This is a genomic window from Anaerostipes hominis (ex Lee et al. 2021), assembly GCF_002270485.1.
Lineage (GTDB): Bacteria > Bacillota > Clostridia > Lachnospirales > Lachnospiraceae > Anaerostipes > Anaerostipes hominis.
On record NZ_NQOG01000018.1, the window covers coordinates 13779 to 38602 of the forward strand.

Sequence of the window (24824 nt, forward strand, 5' to 3'; positions counted from 1 at the left end):
TCTTATCACGGTCAGGAGGTACATTTATGTCTATGATTCAAATTTCAGATTTAACGTTTTCATATGATACCAGTTTTGATTATATCTTTGAGCATGTCTCATTTCAAATTGATACGGACTGGAAGCTTGGATTTACGGGAAGAAATGGAAGGGGGAAAACCACATTTTTAAAATTATTGATGGGAGAGTATGAGTATAGGGGCTCTATTGCGGCGAGTGTAAAATTTGATTATTTTCCGTATCCGGTAAAGGACCCGACGGCGCTCACAGTGGATGTGCTGGAGTCTGTGGACCCGCAATATGAACTTTGGAAGGTCATGAAAGAGATGTCACAGCTGGGTGTTCCGGATGAAGTCCTGTACCGTCCATTCCAAACGTTATCAAACGGAGAGCAGACGAAAGTGCTGCTGGCTGTTTTGTTTGGCAAAGAAAACAATTTTCTGCTGATCGATGAGCCTACCAATCACCTGGATGCCGAGGCCAGAAGAAAGGTAGGAGCGTATTTAAACTCCAAGAAAGGATTTATTCTTGTATCCCATGACCGGGCGTTTCTGGATGAGTGTACGGATCACGTTTTATCTGTGAACAGAACGGAGATCGAGGTGCAGAAGGGAAATTTTTCTTCCTGGTATGAAAATAAGCTTCTCAGAGACCAGTATGAACTCTCGGAAAATGAGAAACTGAAAAAGGAGATCGGAAGGCTTTTAAAATCTCAGAGAAGGACTGAGGGATGGTCAGATCAGGTGGAAAAGACAAAAAGGGGCACCAGAAACTCCGGCCTTCGTCCGGACAGGGGATTCATCGGCCATAAGGCGGCAAAAATGATGAAGCGGTCAAAGGCGGCAGAGACAAGAAAGGAAGATGCAGTCAAAGAGAAATCAAAGCTGTTAAAGAATATCGAGACTTCGGAAGCCTTAAAAATATCTCCTCTGGAACACCATGCGAAACGGCTGGCAGTATTGGAGGATGTGTCAATTTCCTATGGAAGCAAAATTGTAACCGAAAATCTGTCCTTTGACATTGAGAAAGGGGACAGGATTGCCCTGGTTGGGAAAAATGGCTGCGGAAAATCCAGTGTGCTGAAACTTTTGCTTGGAAAGGCGGTGGATCACGAAGGTTATCTTTATAAAGCCAATGGTCTGAGAATATCTTATGTGCCCCAGAACACGGACGGATTGAAGGGGGATCTCAGAGAGTATGCATATAACTGCGGTATTGATGAGAGTCTGTTTAAGACCATCTTGAGAAAGCTGGATTTTTCCAGGATTCAGTTTGAGAAAAAAATAGAGGAATTCAGCGAGGGACAGAAAAAGAAGGTGCTGATCGCAGGAAGTCTGTGTGAGCAGGCACATCTGTATTTGTGGGATGAACCCTTGAACTATATTGATGTGTTTTCCAGGATACAGATTGAGGAATTGCTGAAAAACAGCGGAATAACCCTTTTATTTGTGGAGCATGACCTGGCATTCTGCAATCAGATTAAAACAAAAGAAATTTTAATGCAATAAAACAGTGCTCAGAATGAAGCCTCCTTCAAATGGAAATAATAATTCCATAAGAGAAGGAGGCTTTTATGATTCGCTGGATAGAAAAAAAATTTAAATTAAGAGAGCATCATACAGATATCAGAACAGAATTCCTGGCAGGTATCACAGTCTTTATTACCATGGCCTATGCCCTGGCTACGGTGCCCAACATGCTGGAAGCCACGGGAGTGGATAAGCACGTGATGATGACGGTTATGGTACTGCTCATCGCCGCTGCGACACTGGCGATGGCACTTTATACGAACCGGCCCTTTGCCCTGGCACCGGGACTCAGCAGTGCAGGGATTGTGGCTGCTATGATAAGCGCCGATCACGTACCGGTAAGGATTGCAGGAGGCATTGTTTTCTGGAGTGGTCTGCTGTTTCTCGCCATTACATTTTTGGGTCTCAGGGAGGCGATCGTAAGAGCTGTCCCTGCCAGTTTAAAATATGCGGTCAGCGCTGGTATCGGTATTTTCATTGCTCTGATCGGAGCAAGGGGAGCGGGTATTATTGCGGCGAATGAGGCAAAAAACAGCCTTGTATTTGAAAACCCTGGATCGCCGGAGGTGATTACGGCAGTGTTTGGATTTGTCATTCTCCTGATTCTGAGGGCAAAGCGTGTGCCTGGAGATATGGTTCTGTCTATACTGGCGGCTGCCATAGCCGGAATACCGCTGGGAGTGACGAAACTGCCTGAAAAGATTATTTCCATGCCGGCTTCTGTCGGGGGACAGCTGTTTCAGATTGATATCCTTGGAGCGCTTCAGGTGTTCTATCTTCCGTTTCTTTTAGCCCTGTTTGTTCCGGATTTCTTTGCCACCGTGGGGACAATCCTTGGGGTTGGTGCACGCGCGGGTTACCTGGATGAGAACGGGAACTTTGACGGCATTGATCAGTGTTTCCAGGTAGATGCGGCTGCAACGAGTCTGGGAGCACTGTTTGGAATGCCGGGCATGACCACTTATCTGGAATCTTCTGCGGGTATCGAGTCCGGGGGAAAGACGGGACTGACCGTAGTGTTTACGAGCATATGCTTTCTGTTTGCACTGTTTTTTGCCCCGGTGGCCCTCATCATACCTTCTGCGGCTACGGCCCCGGTGCTGGTCTATATCGGCATCAGCATGCTGGAGGCCATGAGCCATATTAAGTATGATGATGTGACGGAGAGTATGCCGTCCTTTATGTGCGTGGTTTTCACAGTTCTGGCCGGAAATATCGCAAACGGGATCTGCACCGCCATTCTGACGTATCTGGTCATGAAAACGGCGGGAGGGAAAACAAAAGAGATACATCCGTTCATGTATCTCTTAGGTGCGGTGAGTTTGCTTTACTTTTATACGCTGTTTTGACGAAAAATATTTTAGCGTTTCCTGCGGAATTCTGTATATGAGTATACAAACGGTGTGATGACCATGACCGCCAGGACTGTCAAAAAGACAGGCACCTGAAACGATTCGGGTGCAAGAGCGGTGAGTGTGACTGTCAGTCCTCCCAGTACCCATATTTTTGCGGCCAGCCGATGCGTCAGAAACCAGTTTTGTTCATCGGCCAGGGTCCATGGGGTTCGTATGCCAATAAAATAATTATGTTTTGTTTTGGGCAGCAGGTTTCCAAGAAAAATAAATAAGCTGCCCATGCCCAGACAGAAGATCAGGTTGACATCAAAATCAATTTTAAAGGCTGACGCAATCGTCATGATCTGGACAACGAAGAATACCAGGCCTATGACGAAGGTGTACCGGTGATATTCTTTCTGAAATTTATCATAGTTTTCAGAATTGGGATCTGTACGCCGCATAAACTGAAAAAGTATGGTGATCAAAAAGATGACAGCCGGAAATATAAAGATCGTAAATTTGGGAGCGTAACGGTCGATGGCTCCATGCGTGTTCCAATGGGCAGGGATCTGTTCGGGCAGGGAAGAGAATACTGCCAGAGAAAGCAGCAGGGAGACCGCTGTCAGTAAAATACTTGATCTGGATTGTTTCATTTATATGTCCTCCTTAAAGCTTTGAAACCAGTGAATCACTTCTTCAAATACAGAGAGATTCAATTCATAATAAATATATTTTCCTTGTTTCTTGTCGGTTATGAGATTTGCCTGTTTTAAAATGTTCAGATGATGGGAAATCGATGCTCCTGTCATATCGAAATGACTGCATATTTCTCCGGCCGGCATGGAACCGTCTTTCAGCAAGTCTAAAATTTCACGTCTGGTGGAATCCGACAATGCTTTGAATGTTTCCTGAAAACCCACAGTTCCTCCTTTCTGATACATTTAGAAATTTATCTAAATGTATTATACCATTCTGTTCATACAAAAGCAAGAACATTTAGAAGATTATCTAAATAAATATGAGTTTTTTACCACTATTTTTGTCACGCTTTGAAATGCGTTCCTCCAATAGTGATAAAAAACTATGGTTGAATGGTTCCTTTTATTGGTGGAATACCTTTCCGGCAGATGTCATACCCACAGGGTACCCCGTATTTTATGCCCTTCAGGCTTGGCGCGCTTCGCGCGATAAGGTATGCAATATCATCCAAGATTTTCTCAGCACATTTATGTTAAACTTGGTATTATGAAAGAAATAAGAGAAATATTTTATGACGAACAATTAAAGATTGAAGCCTATGGCTTTTACGGACTCAAACAGAAGTTTCCTAATCATTTTCACGATCATTACGTGATCGGATGCATTGAGAGCGGTATGCGGAAAGTGACTTGCCGGGGAGAAGAATTTCTTATTGAACCAGGAGACCTGCTGTTTTTTAATTACAGGGAGAACCATGCATGCGAGCAGGTGGGGGATTACCCTCTGAACTGCAGATTTATTAATATCAAGAGAGAAAGGATGAAAGAAATTGCAGAAGAGATCACGGGAAAGTATGAATATCCCGAGTTTGAAAGACCGGTGATCCGGAAGTGTTCAAAATCTGAGCTTCTCCGGGAAGTGTACCGGATGGTGGCAGTGGGGAATCAGGAGTTTGAAAAGGAGGAGTTATTTTATCTTCTCATGGAGCAGCTGCTCTCCGAGTATGCGGTATTTGAACAGAAGAAAGTACAGGTGCCTGACACAGAACGGCTCAATGCTGTATGCAGTTATATGAAGGGGCATTACAGTGAGAACGTTTCACTGGAACAGCTCTGTAAGATTGCAGGCGTCAGCAGATACAGCCTGATCCGGTATTTTACAAAGTATAAAAAGATTACACCGTACCAATACCTGGAATCCATCAGGGTAAACCGGGCCAAATTATATTTGGAGGAGGGAACAGAGCCGGCAGAGGCGGCGGCTCTGACCGGATTCTCAGATCAGAGCCATTTTACAAATTTCTTTAAGCGGCTGTTTGGCCTGACACCGGCACAATATCAGAGAATTTTTACAGAAAAGAAAGGTTATTAACTATGGAAGACAAAAAATACATACAGGGTCATTTGTTTGCACTGGCTACTATTTTTTTATGGGGCACAACGTTTATCTCCACGAAGATTCTGCTCAGGCAGTTTCAGCCGATTGAGATTTTATTTTTCCGTTTCCTTCTGGGCTTCTTGGTGCTGATTCTTATTTATCCAAAGAGGCTGAAGACAGAAGGCTGGAGGGAAGAAAAATATTTTATGGCAGCCGGCCTGTGCGGGATCACCCTGTACTATTTATTTGAAAATATTGCCCTCACATACACGATGGCTTCCAATGTGGGGGTTATTATTTCCGTATCGCCGTTTTTTACGGCACTCCTGGCAAGAGTGGTGACGGGAGAAAAGTCTCTTGGAAGACGTTTTTTTCTTGGATTTTTGCTGGCCATGTGCGGTATTTGCCTGATCTCTTTCGGCGGCACAGCGCTGCATCTGAGCCCAAAAGGGGATTTTCTGGCAGTGCTTGCAGCCTTCGTATGGGCGGCTTATTCCATGCTGACAAAAAAAATCGGAAACTTCGGACACAATATCATGCAGTCCACAAGGCGCTGCTTTGCATGGGGACTTTTGTTCATGTCTCCGGTTCTGCTGTTTACGGATATTTCCTTGGGGAGGCAGAGATTTGCTGATCCTTTAAATCTTGGGAACCTTCTGTTCCTTGGGATAGGCGCCTCAGCCATCTGCTTCGTCACCTGGAATACGGCAGTGAAAAGGCTGGGTGCAGTAAAAACTACTGTTTATATCTATATGGTTCCGGTGGTGACCATCATTACATCGGTCCTGATCCTTGGTGAAGAACTGACGGTCAGGGCGGCGTGCGGTGCTTTTTTGACGATCGCGGGCCTGTTTTTATCAGTGGAAAAGAAGAAAAAGAGTGAAAAGTGTGACTTACTCACAGAAGTATTATAGAAAAGCGATATAATGGACTCAGATAGTTAATGATGATTTAGAAAAGGAGTGACCATTATGTCAGTTTTAAAAATAACAACAGCAAATTTTGACGAGGAAGTATTAAACGCAAAGGAGCCGGTTCTGATCGATTTTTGGGCAGCCTGGTGCGGGCCGTGCAGGATGATGTCTCCGGTTGTGGATGAGATCGCGGAAGAACTTTCCGGAGTGAAGGTCGGAAAGATCAATGTGGATGAGGAACAGGAACTGGCCGTAGGATTCCGTGTCATGTCCATTCCTACACTTTTGATCTTTAAGAATGGAAAAATAGAAAAGAGCTTTGTGGGAGCAAGGGATAAAAAAGAAATCGTCGATGCTCTGAAAATGCAGGAGACAGAATAAGATGCCGAGGGAATGTGTTATAATAAGAAGCAAAGACAGTAAAGTAAAAGAAAGGGGTTTTCCTTATGAAAATTTATGATTTGATTATCATCGGCGCAGGACCTGCAGGAATGTCCGCAGCCATTTACGCCAAGAGAGCTATGCTTGAAGTTTTGGTTTTAGAAAAAGAAGCCATGTCAGGAGGACAGATCGTACAGACCTATGAAGTCGATAATTATCCCGGACTTCCAAAGATGACGGGAATGGATCTGGGAGACCAGTTCTATAACCATGCATCTGACCTGGGAGCAGAAGTCAGGACAGGAGAAGTCTCAGAGATCAGGCATGATCAGCCGATCAAAGAGATTGTTTTAAAAAACGGTGAAGTTCTGAAGACCAAAACGGTTATGCTTGCCACAGGGGCTACTCACAGAAAGCTGGGTGTCCCGGGAGAGGAAGAACTCACCGGTCTGGGAGTTTCTTATTGTGCAACCTGTGACGGAGCGTTTTTCAGGAACAAAACTGTGGCAGTCGTAGGCGGCGGTGATGTCGCTCTGGAAGATGCATTGTTCCTGAGCAGAATATGTGAGAAAGTATATCTGATTCACAGGAGAGATGAATTCAGGGGCGCAAAGATTCTTCGGGATCAGGTGACGAGAAACGACAAAATACAAGTAATCTGGAATACGGTTGTGACGAGAATTGCCGGAAATGAGAGGGTTGAATCTATTTCCATCAAAGATGTGCATAACGATGTGGATAAGTCGCTGAAAGTCGATGGAATTTTTATCGCCGTAGGCACGGCTCCGCAGAGCACGCTCTTAAAAGATGAGCTTAAAACGGACGAAAGAGGCTACATTGTAGCCGGGGAAGACGGAGTGACGAATATTCCAGGAATTTTTGTAGGTGGGGACCAGAGGACCAAAAATCTGCGCCAAGTGGTGACTGCTGCCGCAGATGGGGCAAATTGTGTGGTGTCAGTGGAGAGTTACCTCCAAAAGTTAGAATTGCCAGACAATTAACAAAACAGGCAAAAAACTTAAAAATCAAGTGTAAAAGTCTGTTTTGTCATATTTGTATAAGAGTCGTATTTTCAAGTATCAAATCGAAAAATACAGAAAAAAAAACATCACATTTTATCCACAGTACAAAATCACGGTTCTCCGCCATAATACAGTTATACACAAAGTTATCCACATTATCCACAGCCGATTAAGGTCGAATTGTGGAAATGAAATTCGACAAAATGAAACATTTGTTTTGTGTAGATTTTATAAAAAGATTTGTTTTCAATGGAAAAGCTATATGATATAATAATTAGTATCAAATAGTAAAGGAGTTGGAAGCCATGAATTTCATTATTAGCGGTAAGAACATCGAAGTAACAGAAGGAATCAGGGCAGCAATAGAAGAGAAATTAGGCAGGCTTGACAAGTACCTGGCTGATGACATTGACATCATCGTTACCTTGAGCGTTCAAAAAGAGAGACAAAAGATTGAAGTAACAATTCCTATGAAGGGGCACATTATACGTGCAGAACAAGACAGTGCGGATATGTATGTATCCATTGATTTGGTAATTGATATTCTCGAACGTCAGATCAGAAGATATAAAACCCGTTTGATGAGTAAAAAATATGAAGGTGCAGGACTGAAACAGGAATTCATCGACAAGGACGAGGATGTGGACGATGATGAGATCCGCATCATCAGGAGCAAGAAGTTTGCGATCAAGCCGATGGATGTGGAAGAGGCATGTATCCAGATGGATCTTTTGGGACACAATTTCTTCGTATTCCGTAACGCCGATACTTTTGAAGTAAACGTAGTATATAAAAGAAAGGGCAATACATACGGACTGATCGAACCGGAATTTTAGGAATAAGGATTTTTTCAGGAGGCTTCGGCCTCCTTTTTGTTTACGGTAAAAATAACGTTGTTTGCGGCATTTCCGTGTATTTTTCCGCAAGAGGGGTATGATGAGCGCTGGGGCTGCCTTTTTTCTTGCCTACATTTTATAGAAGTGTTACAATATCATAGATTACATGTGAATTTAATTGTTTGGGAGTAAAACTATGAGTTTGTTAGGAAAAATTTTTGGTTCGCACAGTGAAAAAGAACTGAAGCGGATCAGTGGGATTGTGAATAAAATTGAATCTTTTGACGAACCGATGCAGAAATTATCCGATGAGGAACTGAGAAATAAAACTGCTGAGTTTAAGGAGCGTCTGAGCAACGGAGACACACTGGACGACCTTTTGCCGGAAGCTTATGCGGTTGTCCGGGAAGCGAGTGCCAGGACTATTGGGCTCAAGCACTATCGGGTCCAGCTGATCGGCGGTATTATCCTTCATCAGGGAAGGATCGCAGAGATGAGGACCGGTGAAGGTAAGACCCTGGTCTCCACTCTTCCTGCCTACTTAAACGCCCTGGAAGGGAAGGGCGTGCACATCGTTACGGTGAATGACTACCTGGCAACCCGTGATGCGGAGTGGATGGGAAAGGTTCACAACTTCTTAGGCGTTACGGTCGGTGTGGTTACCAATGAGATGGAAAACGACGAGCGGCGGGCAGCCTATAACTGTGATATCACATATATCACCAACAATGAACTGGGATTTGATTACCTGAGGGACAACATGGTCATCGAAAAAGAAGATCTGGTTCAGCGCGACCTGCACTATGCCATTGTCGATGAGGTCGATTCTGTACTGATCGATGAGGCCAGAACACCATTGATCATTTCCGGTCAGAGCGGGAAATCCACCGAGCTCTACCGTGCCTGCGATATCCTTGCAAGGCAGATGGAGAGGGGAAGCTCCGACGGGGAACTTTCCAAGATGGATATCCTGATGAACGAGGACATTGAAGAAGACGGCGACTTTTTGGTCAATGAAAAGGATAAGCACGTGCTTCTGACCGCCCAGGGCGTGAAAAAGGTGGAGGAGTTCTTCCATATAGATAACCTTGCCGATCCTGAGAATCTTGCGATCCAGCACAATATTATCCTGGCGCTGCGCGCTCATAATCTTATGTTTATTGACAAAGATTATGTAGTGAAGGACGATGAAGTGCTGATCGTCGATGAGTTCACCGGACGTATCATGCCGGGCAGACGGTATTCAGACGGACTTCATCAGGCGATCGAGGCGAAAGAAGGCGTGAAGGTTAAGAGAGAGTCCAAGACCCTCGCTACTATCACATTCCAGAATTTCTTCAATAAATATAATAAGAAATCCGGTATGACCGGTACAGCCGAGACCGAGGAACAGGAATTCCGTGAGATCTACGGCATGGACGTTGTAGTCATCCCGACCAACAAACCGGTTGTGCGTGTTGACCACGAAGATGCCATCTATAAGACGAAGCAGGAGAAGATGAGGGCGGTTGTTGAGGACATCGCGGCATCCCACGCCAAGGGACAGCCAGTGCTCGTAGGTACGATCACCATTGATATGTCCGAGGAACTGAGCCGCATGCTCAAAAAACAGGGGATCAAGCACAACGTGCTGAATGCCAAGTTCCATGAAAAGGAGGCGGAGATCATCTCCCATGCAGGCGAGATCGGTGCTGTCACCATCGCTACCAACATGGCGGGCCGTGGTACCGATATTGTCCTGGCAGACGGTGTGGCCGCTCTGGGCGGTTTAAAGATCATCGGTACAGAGCGTCATGAATCCAGGCGTATTGACAATCAGCTCCGAGGACGTGCCGGACGGCAGGGAGACCCTGGTGAATCTAAGTTTTACCTGTCCCTGGAAGACGATCTGATGAGACTGTTTGGATCTGAGAGGATGATTTCTGTATACAACGCCCTCGGCATACCGGAAGGGGAAGAGATCCAGCACAAATCCATCAGCAGGACGATCGAAAAGGCCCAGAAGAAGATCGAGAATAACAACTTCGGTATCCGTAAAAATCTGCTGGATTATGACAGGGTAAACAACGAACAGAGAGAGATCATGTACAAAGAACGCCGCCGTGTTCTGGATGGGGAAAACATGAAGGATTCTGTGATTCATATGATGGAGGAAACCATCGCAGACTATGTAAACCAGTGTGCCAGTGAAGATGCGGCACCGGAAGAATGGGATATGGATACACTGAATGCAGAGCTGCGCCCAATCGTTCCGTTCGGAAAGATCGAACTGACTCAGGAAGAGATTCAGGCAGGGAAACCTGAGATGCTCACAAAGCGTCTTCAGGATGAGGCTGCCCGGCTGTATGCCGAGAAGGAAAAGGAATTTGAAGACTATGACCTCCGGGAGATAGAGCGTATCATTCTTCTCAAGGTCATTGACCGCAAGTGGATGGATCATATCGATGATATGGATCAGCTTCGGGAGGGCATCGGTATGCAGGCATACGGACAGAGAGATCCGGTAGTAGAATACCGCATGGCCGGTTTTGAGATGTTCAATGTGATGACGAAGGCAATCCAGGAGGAGACCACCGGAGCGCTGTTCCACGTAGAGATTGAACAGAAGGTGGAGAAAGAGCAGGTTGCCCAGGTGACAAGCACTAATAAAGACGACAGCAGTGTAAAGACTCCGTATAAGAGAAAAGGGGAGAAGATCGGGAGAAATGATCCATGCCCATGCGGAAGCGGAAAGAAATATAAAAACTGCTGTGGAAGAAATTAAGGAGTTTTTGGAGTGATTGAATTAGATCAGTTAAAATATAACCTGAATTCCTACCGGGAGCCACTTGAGAAATTAAGCGGTTCTCTTGGCTTGGAAGAAAAGAAAGAGCGGATCGAGCAGCTGGAGCTTGATATGGAAGCTCCGGGATTCTGGGAGGACCTGGAGGAGTCCCAGAAGGTGGTCAGAGAGGTCAAAGGGCTGAAGGATCAGGTGGTAGGATATGAAGGGCTGAAAGGACAGTTTGAGGATATTGAGACTTTGATCGAGATGGCGTCGGAGGAAGAGGACGAAGAACTGGCTGCGGAAACTCAGGAGGCATTTGCGGAGTTTGAGACAGCCTATGAAAGCCTGCGGATTTCTACTCTCCTGAGCGGGGAATATGACAAGAATAATGCAATCCTGAGCCTTCATGCAGGGGCTGGCGGAACTGAGTCCTGTGACTGGGCCGGTATGCTGTACCGGATGTATACCCGTTGGGCCGGGAAAAAAGGATTCGAGACAAGAGTCATTGACTATTTGGACGGGGAAGAGGCAGGAATTAAATCAGTGACGGTAGAAATCAAAGGTGAAAACGCCTATGGGTATTTAAGGTCCGAGAGAGGCGTTCACCGGCTGGTGAGAATTTCTCCGTTTAACGCGGCGGGAAAGAGGCAGACCTCCTTTGCATCCTGTGACGTGATGCCGGAGATTGACGAAGACCTGAATGTGGAGATCGCCGATGAAGATATCAGGATCGATACTTACCGGGCCAGCGGCGCGGGAGGCCAGCATATCAATAAGACGGATTCTGCCATAAGGATCACGCATATCCCGACAGGGATCGTTGTCCAGTGCCAGAATGAACGGTCACAGCATAAGAATAAAGACCAGGCTATGAAGATGCTCAAGACAAAGCTGTATCTGTTAAAAGAGCAGCAGCATCTGGAAAAGCTGTCTGATATCCGGGGAGACGTGGGAGACAATGGATGGGGAAGCCAGATTCGGTCTTATGTCCTGCAGCCGTATACTATGGTGAAAGATCACAGGACAAATAAAGAAAGCGGCAATCCATCCGCTGTCCTGGACGGAGATCTGGACGGTTTCATGAACGCATACCTGGCATGGAGCAATGATTAAGAAGACGCTGCGGTATACGGCCGGACAATAACTGCCGGCAAAATACATTTCTCTGTCCGCGGCCGCGCTGCTGTGTATTATATGGCTGATGTTAAAATGTCTGAAGAAATAGAGTAAGAGATTTGCAGGACATACAATCTGCATGGTTGTATGTCCGTTTTTTATTTAAACAGTTGCTTAATTTATAAAAATATGATAGTATCGTCTGGAAAAACAAATGTGTTCAGCAGACGCACAGAGGTGGACTATGTTAGAAGATTCAAAGTATTATGTCATTAAAAAGAAAGCAGTTCCGGAGGTTCTATTAAAAGTACTGGAAGTGCAGAAGCTTCTGGATGCAGAACAGGCCAAGTCCATTCAGGAGGCCACAGAAACTGTGGGGATCAGCCGGAGTTCTTATTATAAGTACAAAGATGATATTTTTCCTTTTCACGCGAGCAAAAAGGGACGAAATATCACGTTTGTGATCGAGGTGGAAGACCAGCCGGGAGTTATGGCGACAGTGCTTCAGGTATTTGCAAACTACAAGGCCAATATCCTGACGATCCATCAGAGTATTCCGATCAACGGAAAAGGAGTGCTCACAGTCAGCGTGGATATTGTTGATATGGAGACCGATGTTTCTGCCATGATCGAGAGCGTAGAAAAGCTTGACAACATTACATATGTAAAAATAATTGCAAAGGAGTAAAACAGATGATAAACATTGCGGTATTGGGATATGGAACCATTGGATCAGGAGTCGTGGAGGTAATCGAGACAAATCACGAGAGCATCAACCATAAGATCGGGGAGCCGATCCGGGTAAAATATGTTTTGGACAAGAGGGATTTATCCGACACACCGGTGGCGTCAAAGGCAGTCACAGACTATGATATTATTTTAAATGACGACGAAGTGAGCATCGTTGTGGAAGTCTTAGGCGGAGTGGAGCCGGCATACACGTTTGCAAAACAGGCATTGGAGCACGGGAAGAGTGTTGCCACTTCCAATAAGGAATTGGTGGCTGAAAAGGGTGCGGAACTACTGGCCATGGCAAAGTCCAAGAATCTAAATTTCCTGTTTGAGGCGAGTGTGGGAGGCGGAATTCCGATCATCCGTCCGTTAAACCAGTCTCTGACAGCCGATGAGATCAATGAAATAACAGGCATACTGAACGGAACTACAAACTATATCTTAACAAGGATGGCCGATGAAGGGGCTGACTTCGATGAGGTGTTAAAGGACGCTCAGGACAAAGGATATGCGGAACTTCATCCGGAAGCGGATGTGGAGGGATATGATGCGTGCAGAAAGATTGCGATCCTGACTTCACTGGCATTCGGCATGCAGGTAGATTATGAGGATGTACATACCGAAGGCATCACAAAGATCACAGAAACCGACATGAAATATGCAAAAGCCCTGAATAAGAGCATTAAGCTTTTAGGAACAAGCAAAAAAATCGGAGACAATGTATATGCCATGGTATGCCCGATGATGATTGGCAGAGATCATCCGCTGATCGGCGTCAACGATGTGTTCAACGGCATTTTTGTAAACGGAAATGTCATCGGCGACGTGATGTTTTACGGAGCGGGGGCAGGAAAGCTTCCGACAGCCAGCGCGGTTGTGGCAGACGTGATCGATGCGGCAAAGCATAAAGAGAGAAATATCATGCAGATCTGGAGTGAAAAGAAGCTTCATCTCGCAGATATCGGCGATTTTGAACATAAATTCTTTGTGCGTCTTCCGAAAGACTGCGACAGAGAAAAAGTAAAAGAAGTTTTTGGCGATGTAGAAGAAGTTTCAGCAGAAGGGGTGACAGATGAATTTGCATTTGTTACACTGACAATGAAAGAAAAAGACTATCAGGATAAGATCAAAGCGTTTAATTCCGTTTTGGGCATGATTCGTATGAATGTTAAATAGATTTGGAGGACTAGTTTATGAAGTATATTGTTGTGTTGGGAGACGGAATGGCCGATGAACCGATCGGTGAGCTGGGCGGCAGAACACCGCTTCAGGCGGCCAGGACTCCGGTCATGGATACCATGGCAAAGGTATCGGAACAGGGAATTGCTTACACGGTGCCAAAGAACCTTCCGGCTGGAAGTGACGTGGCAAACCTTGCTATGCTCGGCTATGACCCGCAGAAGTATTATTCCGGGAGATCGCCTCTTGAGGCGCTTTCCATCGGTGTGGATATGAAGGATACTGACATTGCTCTGCGCTGCAACATTGTCACCTTATCAGAAGATGAGACCTATGAGGAAAAAACTATCATCGATCACAGCTCCGGGGAGATCACAACAGAAGAGGCAAGGGTTCTGATCGATGCGGTGAAAAAGGAATTAGAGACAGATGAGTTTCAGTATTATCCGGGAGTCAGCTACCGCCATCTTACGATCTGGGATCACGGAGAGACGGTGGAACTGACGCCACCCCATGATATATTAGGAAAGCGGATCGGGGAGTATCTTCCTGAGGAGACAAAGCTCCGGGAGATGATGGAGAAGAGTTTTGATATTTTAGACCGGCATCCAATCAACGAAAAACGCAGGGAGATGGGATTGAATCCGGCGAACAGCATTTGGTTCTGGGGTGCGGGCACCCGTCCTGCGCTGGATGATTTTGAGGAAAAAACAGGAAAGAAGGGTGCTATGGTATCCGCTGTGGATCTGCTGAAAGGCATCGCGGTCGGTACGCACATGCTGAATTTAGATGTGGAAGGAGCCACAGGCGGACTCGATACCAACTATAAAGGAAAAGCAATGGCAGCCGTGGATTCTCTGACGAAAGACGGGGCGGATGTGGTTTATATTCATGTGGAAGCTCCCGACGAGATGGGGCACCAGGGAAGTGTGGAAAATAAAGTGAAGGCCATTGAATTTCTCGATAACCAGGTGATCCGTGTCGTCGCAGAGGAGCTGAAGAAGCGCGGAGAAGATTTCCGTATGCTCATCGGGCCGGACCATCCGACACCCATTTCGATCCGGACCCATTCCAAAGACCCGATTCCGTTTATGATCTATGACAGCACGAAGGAAATGAAGGGACAGAAGGAATACAGCGAAGAGGCAGCAAAAAGTACAGGACTCGTCCTGGAACACGGACATGATCTGATGGGCCGGCTATTACAAAAATAAGAGAAAATTTTAGGAGGCAGCAATGTTAATTGTTAAAAAATTCGGAGGTACATCCGTAGGAAATAAAGAGAGGATTTTAAATGTGGCAAAACGCTGCATTGAAGAATACCAGAAAGGAAATGACGTGGTTGTTGTCTTGTCTGCAATGGGCAAGATGACAGATGAACTGATCGCGATGGCGAAGGATATTAATCCAAATCCGCCGAAGCGGGAGATGGATATGCTTCTGACTACAGGAGAGCAGACATCCGTTGCCATGATGGCGATGGCGATGCACTCCATGGGGATTCCGGCTGTTTCCCTGAATGCATTCCAGGTAGCCATGCACACGAGCCACGCTTACAGCAACGCCAGGATCAAGAGAATCGATACGGACCGCATTTTTAACGAGCTGGAACAGAGAAAAATCGTCATCGTGACAGGATTCCAGGGTGTGGACCGTTACGACAACTATACGACTTTGGGCCGCGGCGGCTCAGACACTACTGCCGTTGCCTTGGCTGCGGCCCTGAATGCGGATGCCTGCGAGATCTATACGGATGTAGACGGTGTTTACACCGCAGATCCAAGAAAAGTCACTACGGCGAAGAAACTCCAGGAGATCACCTACGATGAGATGCTGGAGATGGCCACACTCGGTGCGGGAGTTCTCCATAACCGTTCTGTGGAACTCGCCAAAAAGCACGGAGTACAGCTGGTTGTCCGTTCCAGCCTGACGAAAGAAGAGGGAACGGTTGTCAAAGAGAGGATCATGATGCCTCAGGCAGAGATCAGCGGTGTTGCCGGAGACGATGATGCGGCACGGATCTCTGTGACGGGACTCGAGGATGAGCCGGGAGTAGCATTCCGCCTGTTCAATATCCTTGCAAAGAAGAATATCAATATCGACATCATACTCCAGTCCGTAGGACAGAACGCAAAGAAAGATATTTCTTTTACGGTGAAAGAAGACGATGCGGATCTGGCAGTCAAAACGATCAAAGAGCATCTGCCGCTGGGGTCCTATGCGGATGTGGATGCTACCACCGACGTGGCCAAAGTATCCATCATTGGAAGCGGACTGATCGGACACTCTGGAATGGCTGCCCGCATGTTTGAGGCACTGTATGAGGTTGGAGTCAATATCCGGATGATCTCAACATCTGAGATCCGTGTGACGGTTATCGTGGACCGGGCTGATATGGTGAAGGCTATGAATGCGGCACACGAAGCATTTGAATTATAACAGAAGGTGAAAGGGAACACCGCCTGCAGTCCGGGCGGTGTTTTTTGACCCGGAAGGAAAGGAGATCGGGATGAAGAGAACAGATTATTTATCATGGGATCAGTATTTCATGGGGGTTGCGCTTCTTTCTGCCCAGAGGAGCAAGGATGACCACACGCAGGTCGGGGCATGTCTTGTCAATGACCAGAATAAAATATTATCCGTGGGCTACAACGGGATGCCGACCGGCTGCCATGACGATGACATGCCGTGGGAGCGGGAGGGAGAACCTCTCGATACAAAATACTTTTATGTCTGTCATGCAGAACTCAATGCCATTTTAAATTACGGGGGAGGCTCTCTCTATGGAGCGAGAGTCTACGTAACTTTATTTCCGTGCAATGAGTGTGCCAAGGCCATCATTCAGAGCGGAATGAAGGAAGTGATTTATATGCAGGACAAGTACGCCGATGACGACATGACGGTTGCGTCCAAGAGGATGTTTGATATGGCCGGTGTGAAGTACCGGAAATTTGAACCAAAAGACCAGACAATAGAACTGCACTTATAAGGAAATGGAAAAATGGATATCATCAATATTTTAAAAGACGAGCTGGGAATCAAAAGAGCACAGGCGGAGACGGCAGTCAAGCTGATTGACGAAGGAAATACGATACCGTTCATTGCTCGCTACCGAAAAGAGATGACCGGCTCTTTGGACGACGAGACACTCAGGAACCTGGACGAGAGACTGAAATATTTAAGAAATCTTCAGGACAGAAAGGATGCGGTTTTAAAGAGCATTGAGGAGCAGGGAAAGCTGAGTGAGGAGCTGAAAAAGCAGATTGAGGAGGCGGTGACCTTAGTCACTGTGGAGGACCTGTACCGGCCGTATAAGCAGAAGAAGCGGACCAGAGCTATGATCGCAAGAGAAAAGGGACTAAAACCTCTGGCTGATCTGATCTTTTTACAGGCTTCTGACGATCCTGCCAGAGAGGCTGAAAAGTTTATTGATCCGGAAAAAGGAACAGAGACACCGGAAGATGCCCTCCAGGGAGCCAAAGATATTCTCGCGGAGATGATCTCGGATGATGCCAAATACCGTGAATGGATCAGAAGATCCTATAAAGAACATGGAAGGATTTTGTCCGCTGCTAAAAAGCATGGAAAGAAATCTGTCTATGAGATGTACTATGACTTTGAAGAACCGGTAAAAAAAGCCGCCGGATACAGAATATTGGCTATGAACCGCGGGGAGAAAGAAGGGTTCCTTTCTGTAAAGATCGAGCCTGACAATGAAAAGATCGCGGCTTATTTGGTCAGAAATGTGGTGAAGAAGCAGAAGCATCCCACTACAAAATATTTGCTGGAAGCGATCGAGGACAGTTATAAGAGGCTGATCGCACCTTCCATCGAAAGGGAGATCAGAAATGAATTGACGGAACAGGCAGAGACGGAGGCTATCAAGCTTTTCGGCAAAAATCTGGAGCAGCTCCTCATGCAGCCGCCCATCGCGGGACAGGTCGTCCTCGGATGGGACCCTGCGTTCCGAACGGGATGTAAATTGGCTGTGGTGGATTCGACAGGAAAAGTCCTGGACACGGTGGTGATCTATCCGACGGCGCCTCAGAACAAAGTGGAAGAGGCCAAAAAGACAGTAAAAAACCTGATCAAAAAATATGGGATTACGCTGATCTCGATAGGTAACGGGACTGCCTCCAGGGAATCAGAACAGATTGTAGTGGAACTTTTAAAAGAGATAAAAGAACCGGTACAGTATGTGATAACCAATGAAGCCGGTGCTTCGGTCTATTCTGCGAGCAAACTGGCGACGGAGGAATTTCCGAACTTCGATGTGGGTCAGAGAAGCGCAGCCTCCATTGCGAGAAGGGTTCAGGACCCGCTCTCGGAACTGGTAAAGATCGAGCCGAAAGCGATCGGTGTGGGACAATACCAGCATGATATGAACCAGAAACAGCTCTCCGGAGCTCTGGCAGGAGTCGTGGAGTCAACCGTCAACAAGGTGGGCGTGGATTTGAATACGGCATCTGCTTCGCTGCTGGAATATGTGTCTGGTGTTTCCAGGACGGTGGCAAAAAATATTGTTTCTTACCGGGAGGAAAACGGGAAATTTACCAGCAGGAGAGAACTTTTAAAAGTTGCCAAGCTGGGACCGAAAGCCTATGAGCAGTGCGCGGGCTTTCTGAGGATTTCGGGAGGAAAGAATCCGCTGGATGCCACCGGAGTGCATCCTGAGACTTATAAAGAAACTGACCAGCTGTTACAGAGGCTGGGATACTCGGTAAAAGAGCTTTCCAGCCAGGGATTTCAGGACATAGGGAAAAAGATTACGGATTATCGGAAACTTTCCGGGGAATTGGGAGTGGGAGAGATCACACTCCGGGATATTGTGAAAGAACTGGAGAAGCCGGGGCGTGATCCGAGAGAGGATATGCCGAAACCGATTTTAAGGACGGACGTCATGGAGATGGAGGACCTGAAGGAAGGGATGAAGCTGAAAGGCACTGTGAGAAATGTCATCGACTTCGGAGCCTTTGTGGACATCGGAGTCCATCAGGACGGGCTGGTGCACATCTCCCAGATGGCCGACCATTTTGTGAAACATCCTCTGGAAGTGGTCAGCGTGGGCGATGTGGTGGAAGTGACCGTACTGAGTGTGGATCAGGAGAAGAAGAGAATACAGCTTTCCATGCGAGAGTCTTAATTTACCAGCCTCCGGAGAAGGTGATGACCTCTCCCGTCAGATACCGGGGTGCGGTGCAGGTATGATAGATCATTTCTGCGGCTTCCCTGGGATCGGCAATCCGGTCTGCCGGTATCTCCTGCCGGATCATGTCTTTTTCTTCTTCGGTGAATCCGGAGTTCATTTCTGTGTCGATCATGCCGAACGCCACTGCGTTCACGGAGATATTGCTGGGTGCAACCTCCTTGGCCAGGGCTTTCGTAAACGTGTTGACGGCGCCTTTGGCGGCAGAGTACAGCACCTCACAGGAGGCGCCTGTGTCACCCCACACGGAAGATACGTTGAGGATCGTACCGGATTGCCGGCGGATCATATGAGGGAGGACACTTTTGCAGGAGGCAAACATTGGCATCACATTGGTGTGGAATATTTCCTGCCAGTCTTTTTCGGTGGTATCAGTAAACAGGCCCACTCTGGAAATTCCTGCATTGTTTACAAGGCAGTCCAGTTTTCCAAAATGAGAGATTGTCTCCCGGATCATCCGGTCTACGAAAGAGGAACTGGATATATCACCTGTAAAAGAAAGGCATTGGACGCCGAACCTTTTGATGTTTTGTTCTAGGGATGCGAGGCATTCGGGATGACGGTAACCGTGGATTGCCACATTCCAGCCGTTTTGGGCAAAGACCAGAGCTGTTTCTCTGCCGATGCCTCTGGAACTGCCTGTGATGAGTACTGTATTCATAGCTTCTCCTCCTGGATTTAAGAAAACTTTAAGGAGAGTATAGCATATAGTTTTGTTGAAATAAATCGATTTATTTGGTATACTGAACGGAGTTTCAAGGGAAGGAGCATGAGAAATGGCCAGAAGAGCAAGGAGAAAAGCAGGAGCCGGGGCGATCATCCTGCGCATATTGGTAGTCATCGTATTATCAGCTGCGGTAGGTATCGGTTCTTTTGCAGGGAGTAAAGCATTTTTTCTGAATAGATTTAAAAAAGACAAAAAAGATAAAATAGCGGAGGCGTTAAAGGCAGAGAGCCAGGAAAGGGTGGATATCTCTCTGATCAGAGTAAAAGATGCCTTATCGATCCGCATCTATCATAACAAGGATAAACAGATGGTTTTTGTACCGATCAGAAAGGACACCATACTGACTCTGGACAACGACGGAGTCAAAGCCATGGGCGGAGACACGAAGACAGCGACTGTCGAGCAGCTGGCAGAGAAGGCCAAAGACATCAAAGTCATCAAGGCACAGGTGGAAAAGACTCTGGGAATTACCATTGGCAGCTATGAGAGCTTGTCACAGAAGAACTTCACAAAGGCAGTGAACAATGCCGGAGAAGTAGAACTGGATCTCGAAAAAGAAGTGGCTTACAAAGACCAGAACAAGATGCTGGTCCATATTCCTGCGGGGAATAACACGATTAATGGGAACCAGGCACTGGGAATGATCCTTGACAGCAGCCAGTTCAGCGACGAGAATGAGCACATCGCTCTGGTCGGGGAACTGACGGTTAAAATAGCGCAGAGTATCAACAAGAAGTCATTAAACGACTATAAAAAGTTTGCGAAAGATTATTATGGTAGCTATGCAAAGAGCAATGTGTCATATGACAGCATCAAAGACAATCTGAGCAGGATGCATGAGGTCAGCGCCAAGGACGTTACCTATCTGATCCTTACCGGTACCGACGAAGGGGAAAGCTTTAAGCTGGATACAAAGAAAACGAAAGAGATGTTTGATGAGCTTCTCTCAGAAAACGGGGGAGTTCCGAAATCATCCGGTTCAGAAAAAACAACAAAAAAGGAAACAACAACAACGACGGAAAAGAAAGAAGAGACAGAAGTATCTTCAAAGGGAATCTCTATTGAGATCCAGAACTCCACAAGGATCAGCGGTCTTGCCGGAAGCTGGAAAGACAAGCTTTCGGGAGACGGATTCACGATTGGAAGCATCAAGACGAACCGACAGGGAACTCTGACCGACACAAAGATCATAGTTGCGAAAAAGGGTATGGGCGAAGACCTGAAAAAGTATTTCAAAAATCCAATCATTGAGGTCGGAAGTGTTGACAGCGGTGCACAGATCTGCATCATCCTTGGAACCAACGATGATATTTAGCAGGGCAGAATAAAGGGTTTAAAAGAGGCCATACTAACATTAACGATGATGTTTATGTTAGGAGGCGTCCGGTGAAACGAAAAGAAGCATTTAGTATTATTATCGGAACATTTTGCATGGCGGCAGCTACCAATACAGTATTCCAGCCGTTCGGGATCGTCACAGGCGGTTTCGGCGGCCTTGGGATCATCTTTGACAAGCTGTGGGGCATCCCTCTGTGGATGACGAACGTTACGCTGAATGTTCCTCTTTTTATATTTGCATTCCGCTATAAGACAAGAAAATTTATGCTGAGAACTATATGCAGCGATATTATGCTGACCGTCTTTTTAGGCGTGCTGCCCAGATTCTCATTTTTTCCGAAAGATTTTTATGTCAATCTGATTCTGGGGGCCATCCTGATGGGGATCGGACTGGGGCTGGTGATGAAAGAAAGGACGTCCACGGGGGGAACGGATCTGTTGGCGTTTTTGCTGCACGTTGTATTTCCGCATATGAGCATTCCCATGCTTCTTGGTATGCTGGACGGCGCGATCGTACTGTTCGGCGCTTTTATTTTCGGAGTCGAGAAAACAAGTTTTGCGCTTCTTGTCATATATGGGATCACGAAGATCACAGACAGTGTGATCGAAGGCTTCCAGGTTTCCAAGCTGGTGTTTGTGATCAGCCGGCATCAGGAACAGATATCGGAACAGATTTTGTTCCACATGGGCCGCGGAGTGACCAAGCTTTCTTCTATGGGAGCCTATACCGGGCAGAGTAAAGAGACTCTGATGTGCATCGTATCAAAGAAGGAAGTGCCTGTGTTAAAGAAAATCGTCATGGAAACAGACCCGAAAGCATTTGTGATTATATCTGACACAAGAGAGACAATAGGGGAGGGGTTTGTGGATTATACACAATAAAATAAAAAAGTTACTATCTTTCTCTTTTTTTTTTGTATATTTTGCTATATAGTATTAGAAAAGGTCGGTAATAAGAAAGGGCGTGTAAATATGATTTCAAATCAAATCCTGCAGGAGACATTAGATGGAATCCACAGTATTTCCAACGTGGATCTGTATGTGATAGATTTAAACGGAAAGATTCTGGCGAAAACAAAGGAGACGGAGGCAGAGGACGAAGACACACTGAAGGGCTTCATCAATTCCGTGGCCGAGAGCCAGGTTGTGGGCGGCAAGCAGTATTTTAAAATCTTTGACGACAAACGTCTGGAGTATGTGCTTTTAGCTGACGGAGAGAGTGAGAGCATGTATATGGTGGCAAAGATGGCGGTATTTCAGATTGAAAGCCTGCTTGTCGCCTATAAAGAGAGGTTTGACAAGGATAATTTTATAAAAAATCTTCTTCTCGATAATCTTCTCCTGGTGGATATTTATAACCGGGCCAAGAAGCTGAATATCGATATTGAGGCCACAAGAGTTGCCTATCTGATCGAAGCTGCCTACGGCAAAGATCAAAATCTGGTGGAGACAGTGAAGCAGCTGGAGAATACTACAGATGATGACTTTATTGCCGCTGTCGATGAAAAAAGCATCGTTTTGGTGAAGGAAGTCTGTGTAAATGCTCAGTCAAAGCAATTTGTCAAGACGGCTGAGAAGCTTTTGAAAAACCTGAAAAGTGTCGGGATCAATGACGCAAGAATTGCTGTCGGGACCATAGCCAAGGGGATCAAGGATGTGTCCCGGTCTTACAAAGAGGCACAGATCGCTCTTGAGGTAGATAAGATTTTTTATGAAAACAAAGAGGTGGTAGCCTATGACCAGCTGGGCATCGGAAGGCTGATCTATCAGCTGCCCCTGCCGCTATGCAAAATGTTCATAAAAGAGGTGTTTGGGGATTATTCTCCGGAGGAGATCGACGATGAGACATTGGCAACGATCTATAAGTTTTTTGAGAACAATCTGAATGTTTCCGAAACGTCCAGGCAGTTGTATATACATAGAAATACTCTTGTGTACCGCCTGGATAAAATACAGAAAAGCACAAACCTGGACCTGAGGAATTTTGAGGATGCCATTGCTTTTAAAATTGCTCTGATGGTCGTACAGTATATGAAGCATATGAATACACTTGGATAAGCGTGTGAGAGGGGAGTTATTTCTATGATTACACTGCAGAATGTGACGAAGGAGTACCAAAAAGGCAGCATAGGGCTGTACAACGTATCACTGGAGGTAAATAAAGGGGAATTTGCCTTCATAGTGGGTAAGAGCGGGTCTGGCAAGACGACACTGATCAAGCTGCTGCTAAAAGAACTGGAAGCGACCTCCGGGGACATCGTCGTCAACGGTTATCACTACCAGAAGATGAAGCGGCGGCAGATCCCGTATCTCAGGAGACAGATCGGCGTTGTTTTTCAGGATTTCCGGCTGCTTAGGGACCGGAGTATCTATGAGAATGTGGCGTTTGCACAGCAGGTGATCGAGGTGCCTAAAAGAGCCATGAAGCGGCAGGTGCAGAACGTCCTTGAGTTGGTGGGGCTGGGGAACAGGCTCAGGGCCCTGCCGGACGAATTATCCGGAGGCGAGCAGCAGAGGGTCGCCATTGCCAGAGCTTTGGTCAATCACCCGGCGCTTTTGCTGGCGGATGAACCTACGGGGAATCTGGACCCGCAGAATGCACAGGAAATTATGGATCTTCTGGTGGAAATCCAGAAGAGAGGAACGACGGTGATTGTCGTAACTCATAATAAAGAAATTGTAAACCAGATGGGAAAACGGGTAATCGCCTTGAATGAGGGAGCAATCCATCACGATGAGAAAGGCGGTACATATGATATTTAGACGGCTGGCCTATGGATTTAAAGAAGGGCTGAAAAACATTTTCAGAAACAAAATATTTTCTTTGGCAACGGTAGGGACGATCATGGCCTGTATTTTCCTTCTGGGAGTGACATTTTCCGTGCTCCTCAATGTAAGGGCTACGGTAAAACAGGCAGAAGATTCAGTGACCATTTCCGTATTCTTCGATGAAAAGCTGCCGGAGGGCGGGAAGGATGCCATCGGAAAGAAAATCAAATCTTACAAAGAAGTCCAGTCTGTCCGGTATGTATCGGCGGAAGAAGCGTGGGCAAAGTATAAAAAAGAAGTATTCAAGAATAATGAAGATCTTCTGGAGGGATTTGAGGGCAAGAACCCGTTAAATGAATCGGACTCCTATGAAGTCATGCTAAAAGACGTAAAGTATCACGGAAAAATGGTCAAGCAGTTTAAAGGCCTGGACGGAGTCAGAAAAGTAGAGTATGCGAAAGGAGCAGCAGAGGGTATTTCCAAAGCAAATCTCCTCGGAGCCTATGTAGCAGGGGCTATTATCCTGATTCTTTTGCTTGTGTCGGTCTTCCTCGTGAGCAACACCGTCTCTATCGGTATTGCGGTGAGAAAAGAAGAGATCGCCATTATGAGACTGATCGGTGCCACCAACCGGTTTATCAGGGCTCCATTTATTGTGGAGGGAGCCGTCATCGGGATCGTCGGCTCCCTGATCCCGATGGGCGTCATTTATATAGGATATAAGGTGATTGTCAACTATATTATAGACAAATTTCATGTGCTGACTAATTTTATGGAGTTTGTTCCCGTAAATCAGATCATGATTTATCTGATTCCCGCGTCTCTGTTGGTGGGGCTTGGCATCGGCTGTCTCGGAAGCAGCTTTACGATTCGCAAATACCTTAGAGTGTAGGAG

Annotated in this window: 23 protein-coding genes; 20 read left to right on the top strand and 3 right to left on the bottom strand. The window is 46.3% G+C overall.

Annotated features, from left to right (window positions below; all coding sequences use genetic code 11):
- The first annotated feature begins 26 nt into the window (after positions 1–26).
- Together abc-f and CI597_RS13645 are read left to right on the top strand one after the other, a co-directional pair.
- Positions 27–1508: a ribosomal protection-like ABC-F family protein gene (gene abc-f, locus CI597_RS13640; protein ID WP_024729393.1), complete on the top strand. Its 1482-nt coding sequence runs from the start codon at positions 27–29 to the stop codon at positions 1506–1508.
- Between the two features lie 65 nt (positions 1509–1573).
- Positions 1574–2878 (top strand): NCS2 family permease, encoded by a 1305-nt coding sequence (locus tag CI597_RS13645; protein WP_095142970.1) that lies wholly within the window; start codon positions 1574–1576, stop codon positions 2876–2878.
- Between the two features lie 11 nt (positions 2879–2889).
- Here CI597_RS13645 and CI597_RS13650 read toward each other — a convergent pair whose 3' ends face one another.
- Both CI597_RS13650 and CI597_RS13655 read right to left on the bottom strand, forming a co-directional pair.
- Entirely contained in the window at positions 2890–3519 is a 630-nt protein-coding gene (locus CI597_RS13650; RefSeq protein WP_024729395.1) for an SdpI family protein, read from the bottom strand.
- Positions 3520–3786, bottom strand: coding sequence for an autorepressor SdpR family transcription factor (locus tag CI597_RS13655; protein ID WP_024729396.1), 267 nt, complete (start codon positions 3784–3786; stop codon positions 3520–3522).
- A 325-nt stretch (positions 3787–4111) separates the two neighbouring features.
- Here CI597_RS13655 and CI597_RS13660 point away from each other — a divergent pair, with 325 nt between their 5' ends.
- From CI597_RS13660 to CI597_RS13720, 13 genes are all read left to right on the top strand, one after another.
- Positions 4112–4936, top strand: coding sequence for a helix-turn-helix domain-containing protein (locus CI597_RS13660; protein ID WP_034550763.1), 825 nt, complete (start codon positions 4112–4114; stop codon positions 4934–4936).
- Positions 4937–4938: 2 nt separating this feature from the next.
- On the top strand, positions 4939–5856 hold the full coding sequence (locus tag CI597_RS13665) for a DMT family transporter (protein WP_024729398.1): 918 nt from the start codon (positions 4939–4941) through the stop codon (positions 5854–5856).
- Positions 5857–5913: 57 nt separating this feature from the next.
- On the top strand, positions 5914–6237 hold the full coding sequence (gene trxA, locus CI597_RS13670; protein ID WP_024729399.1) for a thioredoxin: 324 nt from the start codon (positions 5914–5916) through the stop codon (positions 6235–6237).
- Positions 6238–6302: 65 nt separating this feature from the next.
- On the top strand, positions 6303–7238 hold the full coding sequence (gene trxB / locus CI597_RS13675; protein WP_024729400.1) for a thioredoxin-disulfide reductase: 936 nt from the start codon (positions 6303–6305) through the stop codon (positions 7236–7238).
- Positions 7239–7564: 326 nt separating this feature from the next.
- The gene (hpf, locus tag CI597_RS13680; RefSeq protein WP_024729401.1) at positions 7565–8095 is read left to right on the top strand and encodes a ribosome hibernation-promoting factor, HPF/YfiA family; all 531 of its coding nucleotides are present in this window, start codon (positions 7565–7567) and stop codon (positions 8093–8095) included.
- A gap of 196 nt (positions 8096–8291) precedes the next feature.
- Complete coding sequence (gene secA, locus CI597_RS13685; RefSeq protein ID WP_024729402.1) at positions 8292–10859, top strand: preprotein translocase subunit SecA; 2568 nt, start codon at positions 8292–8294, stop codon at positions 10857–10859.
- Positions 10860–10871: 12 nt separating this feature from the next.
- Complete coding sequence (prfB, locus tag CI597_RS13690) at positions 10872–11975, top strand: peptide chain release factor 2 (RefSeq protein WP_024729403.1); 1104 nt, start codon at positions 10872–10874, stop codon at positions 11973–11975.
- Positions 11976–12222: 247 nt separating this feature from the next.
- Complete coding sequence (locus tag CI597_RS13695; RefSeq protein ID WP_006568552.1) at positions 12223–12666, top strand: ACT domain-containing protein; 444 nt, start codon at positions 12223–12225, stop codon at positions 12664–12666.
- A 5-nt stretch (positions 12667–12671) separates the two neighbouring features.
- A complete protein-coding gene (locus tag CI597_RS13700; protein ID WP_024729404.1) occupies positions 12672–13886 on the top strand; it encodes a homoserine dehydrogenase in 1215 nt (404 codons plus the stop codon).
- A 17-nt stretch (positions 13887–13903) separates the two neighbouring features.
- Complete coding sequence (locus tag CI597_RS13705) at positions 13904–15103, top strand: cofactor-independent phosphoglycerate mutase (protein ID WP_024729405.1); 1200 nt, start codon at positions 13904–13906, stop codon at positions 15101–15103.
- Between the two features lie 22 nt (positions 15104–15125).
- Positions 15126–16328: an aspartate kinase gene (locus CI597_RS13710; protein WP_024729406.1), complete on the top strand. Its 1203-nt coding sequence runs from the start codon at positions 15126–15128 to the stop codon at positions 16326–16328.
- A gap of 70 nt (positions 16329–16398) precedes the next feature.
- Positions 16399–16878: a deoxycytidylate deaminase gene (locus CI597_RS13715; RefSeq protein ID WP_024729407.1), complete on the top strand. Its 480-nt coding sequence runs from the start codon at positions 16399–16401 to the stop codon at positions 16876–16878.
- A gap of 12 nt (positions 16879–16890) precedes the next feature.
- Positions 16891–19032 (top strand): Tex family protein, encoded by a 2142-nt coding sequence (locus CI597_RS13720; RefSeq protein WP_024729408.1) that lies wholly within the window; start codon positions 16891–16893, stop codon positions 19030–19032.
- 1 nt (position 19033) lies between these two features.
- Here CI597_RS13720 and ymfI read toward each other — a convergent pair whose 3' ends face one another.
- Positions 19034–19756: an elongation factor P 5-aminopentanone reductase gene (gene ymfI, locus CI597_RS13725; protein WP_024729409.1), complete on the bottom strand. Its 723-nt coding sequence runs from the start codon at positions 19754–19756 to the stop codon at positions 19034–19036.
- A 115-nt stretch (positions 19757–19871) separates the two neighbouring features.
- Here ymfI and CI597_RS13730 point away from each other — a divergent pair, with 115 nt between their 5' ends.
- The 5 genes from CI597_RS13730 to ftsX all read left to right on the top strand — a co-directional run bounded on the left by CI597_RS13730 (position 19872) and on the right by ftsX (position 24821).
- Positions 19872–21137 (top strand): LCP family protein, encoded by a 1266-nt coding sequence (locus tag CI597_RS13730; protein ID WP_024729410.1) that lies wholly within the window; start codon positions 19872–19874, stop codon positions 21135–21137.
- A gap of 71 nt (positions 21138–21208) precedes the next feature.
- Positions 21209–22042 carry a YitT family protein gene (locus CI597_RS13735; protein WP_024729411.1) on the top strand — a complete coding sequence of 278 codons (834 nt, stop codon included), beginning with the start codon at positions 21209–21211 and terminating at the stop codon, positions 22040–22042.
- A 90-nt stretch (positions 22043–22132) separates the two neighbouring features.
- Positions 22133–23218: a PucR family transcriptional regulator gene (locus CI597_RS13740; protein ID WP_024729412.1), complete on the top strand. Its 1086-nt coding sequence runs from the start codon at positions 22133–22135 to the stop codon at positions 23216–23218.
- Between the two features lie 24 nt (positions 23219–23242).
- Positions 23243–23923, top strand: coding sequence for a cell division ATP-binding protein FtsE (gene ftsE / locus CI597_RS13745; protein ID WP_024729413.1), 681 nt, complete (start codon positions 23243–23245; stop codon positions 23921–23923).
- Positions 23913–24821 carry a permease-like cell division protein FtsX gene (gene ftsX, locus CI597_RS13750; RefSeq protein ID WP_024729414.1) on the top strand — a complete coding sequence of 303 codons (909 nt, stop codon included), beginning with the start codon at positions 23913–23915 and terminating at the stop codon, positions 24819–24821. Before ftsE ends, ftsX begins: the two co-directional genes overlap by 11 nt.
- The last annotated feature ends 3 nt before the right edge of the window (positions 24822–24824 follow it).

Bases quoted from the DNA above. Each gene is read 5' to 3' on its own strand.
- abc-f (WP_024729393.1), top strand. From the start codon at position 27: ATGTCTATGATTCAAATTTCAGATTTAACGTTTTCATATGATACCAGT.
- CI597_RS13645 (WP_095142970.1), top strand. From the start codon at position 1,574: ATGATTCGCTGGATAGAAAAAAAATTTAAATTAAGAGAGCATCATACA.
- CI597_RS13650 (WP_024729395.1), bottom strand. From the start codon at position 3,519: ATGAAACAATCCAGATCAAGTATTTTACTGACAGCGGTCTCCCTGCTG.
- CI597_RS13660 (WP_034550763.1), top strand. From the start codon at position 4,112: ATGAAAGAAATAAGAGAAATATTTTATGACGAACAATTAAAGATTGAA.
- CI597_RS13665 (WP_024729398.1), top strand. From the start codon at position 4,939: ATGGAAGACAAAAAATACATACAGGGTCATTTGTTTGCACTGGCTACT.
- trxA (WP_024729399.1), top strand. From the start codon at position 5,914: ATGTCAGTTTTAAAAATAACAACAGCAAATTTTGACGAGGAAGTATTA.
- trxB (WP_024729400.1), top strand. From the start codon at position 6,303: ATGAAAATTTATGATTTGATTATCATCGGCGCAGGACCTGCAGGAATG.
- hpf (WP_024729401.1), top strand. From the start codon at position 7,565: ATGAATTTCATTATTAGCGGTAAGAACATCGAAGTAACAGAAGGAATC.
- secA (WP_024729402.1), top strand. From the start codon at position 8,292: ATGAGTTTGTTAGGAAAAATTTTTGGTTCGCACAGTGAAAAAGAACTG.
- CI597_RS13695 (WP_006568552.1), top strand. From the start codon at position 12,223: ATGTTAGAAGATTCAAAGTATTATGTCATTAAAAAGAAAGCAGTTCCG.
- CI597_RS13700 (WP_024729404.1), top strand. From the start codon at position 12,672: ATGATAAACATTGCGGTATTGGGATATGGAACCATTGGATCAGGAGTC.
- CI597_RS13705 (WP_024729405.1), top strand. From the start codon at position 13,904: ATGAAGTATATTGTTGTGTTGGGAGACGGAATGGCCGATGAACCGATC.
- CI597_RS13710 (WP_024729406.1), top strand. From the start codon at position 15,126: ATGTTAATTGTTAAAAAATTCGGAGGTACATCCGTAGGAAATAAAGAG.
- CI597_RS13715 (WP_024729407.1), top strand. From the start codon at position 16,399: ATGAAGAGAACAGATTATTTATCATGGGATCAGTATTTCATGGGGGTT.
- CI597_RS13720 (WP_024729408.1), top strand. From the start codon at position 16,891: ATGGATATCATCAATATTTTAAAAGACGAGCTGGGAATCAAAAGAGCA.
- ymfI (WP_024729409.1), bottom strand. From the start codon at position 19,756: ATGAATACAGTACTCATCACAGGCAGTTCCAGAGGCATCGGCAGAGAA.
- CI597_RS13730 (WP_024729410.1), top strand. From the start codon at position 19,872: ATGGCCAGAAGAGCAAGGAGAAAAGCAGGAGCCGGGGCGATCATCCTG.
- CI597_RS13740 (WP_024729412.1), top strand. From the start codon at position 22,133: ATGATTTCAAATCAAATCCTGCAGGAGACATTAGATGGAATCCACAGT.
- ftsE (WP_024729413.1), top strand. From the start codon at position 23,243: ATGATTACACTGCAGAATGTGACGAAGGAGTACCAAAAAGGCAGCATA.
- ftsX (WP_024729414.1), top strand. From the start codon at position 23,913: ATGATATTTAGACGGCTGGCCTATGGATTTAAAGAAGGGCTGAAAAAC.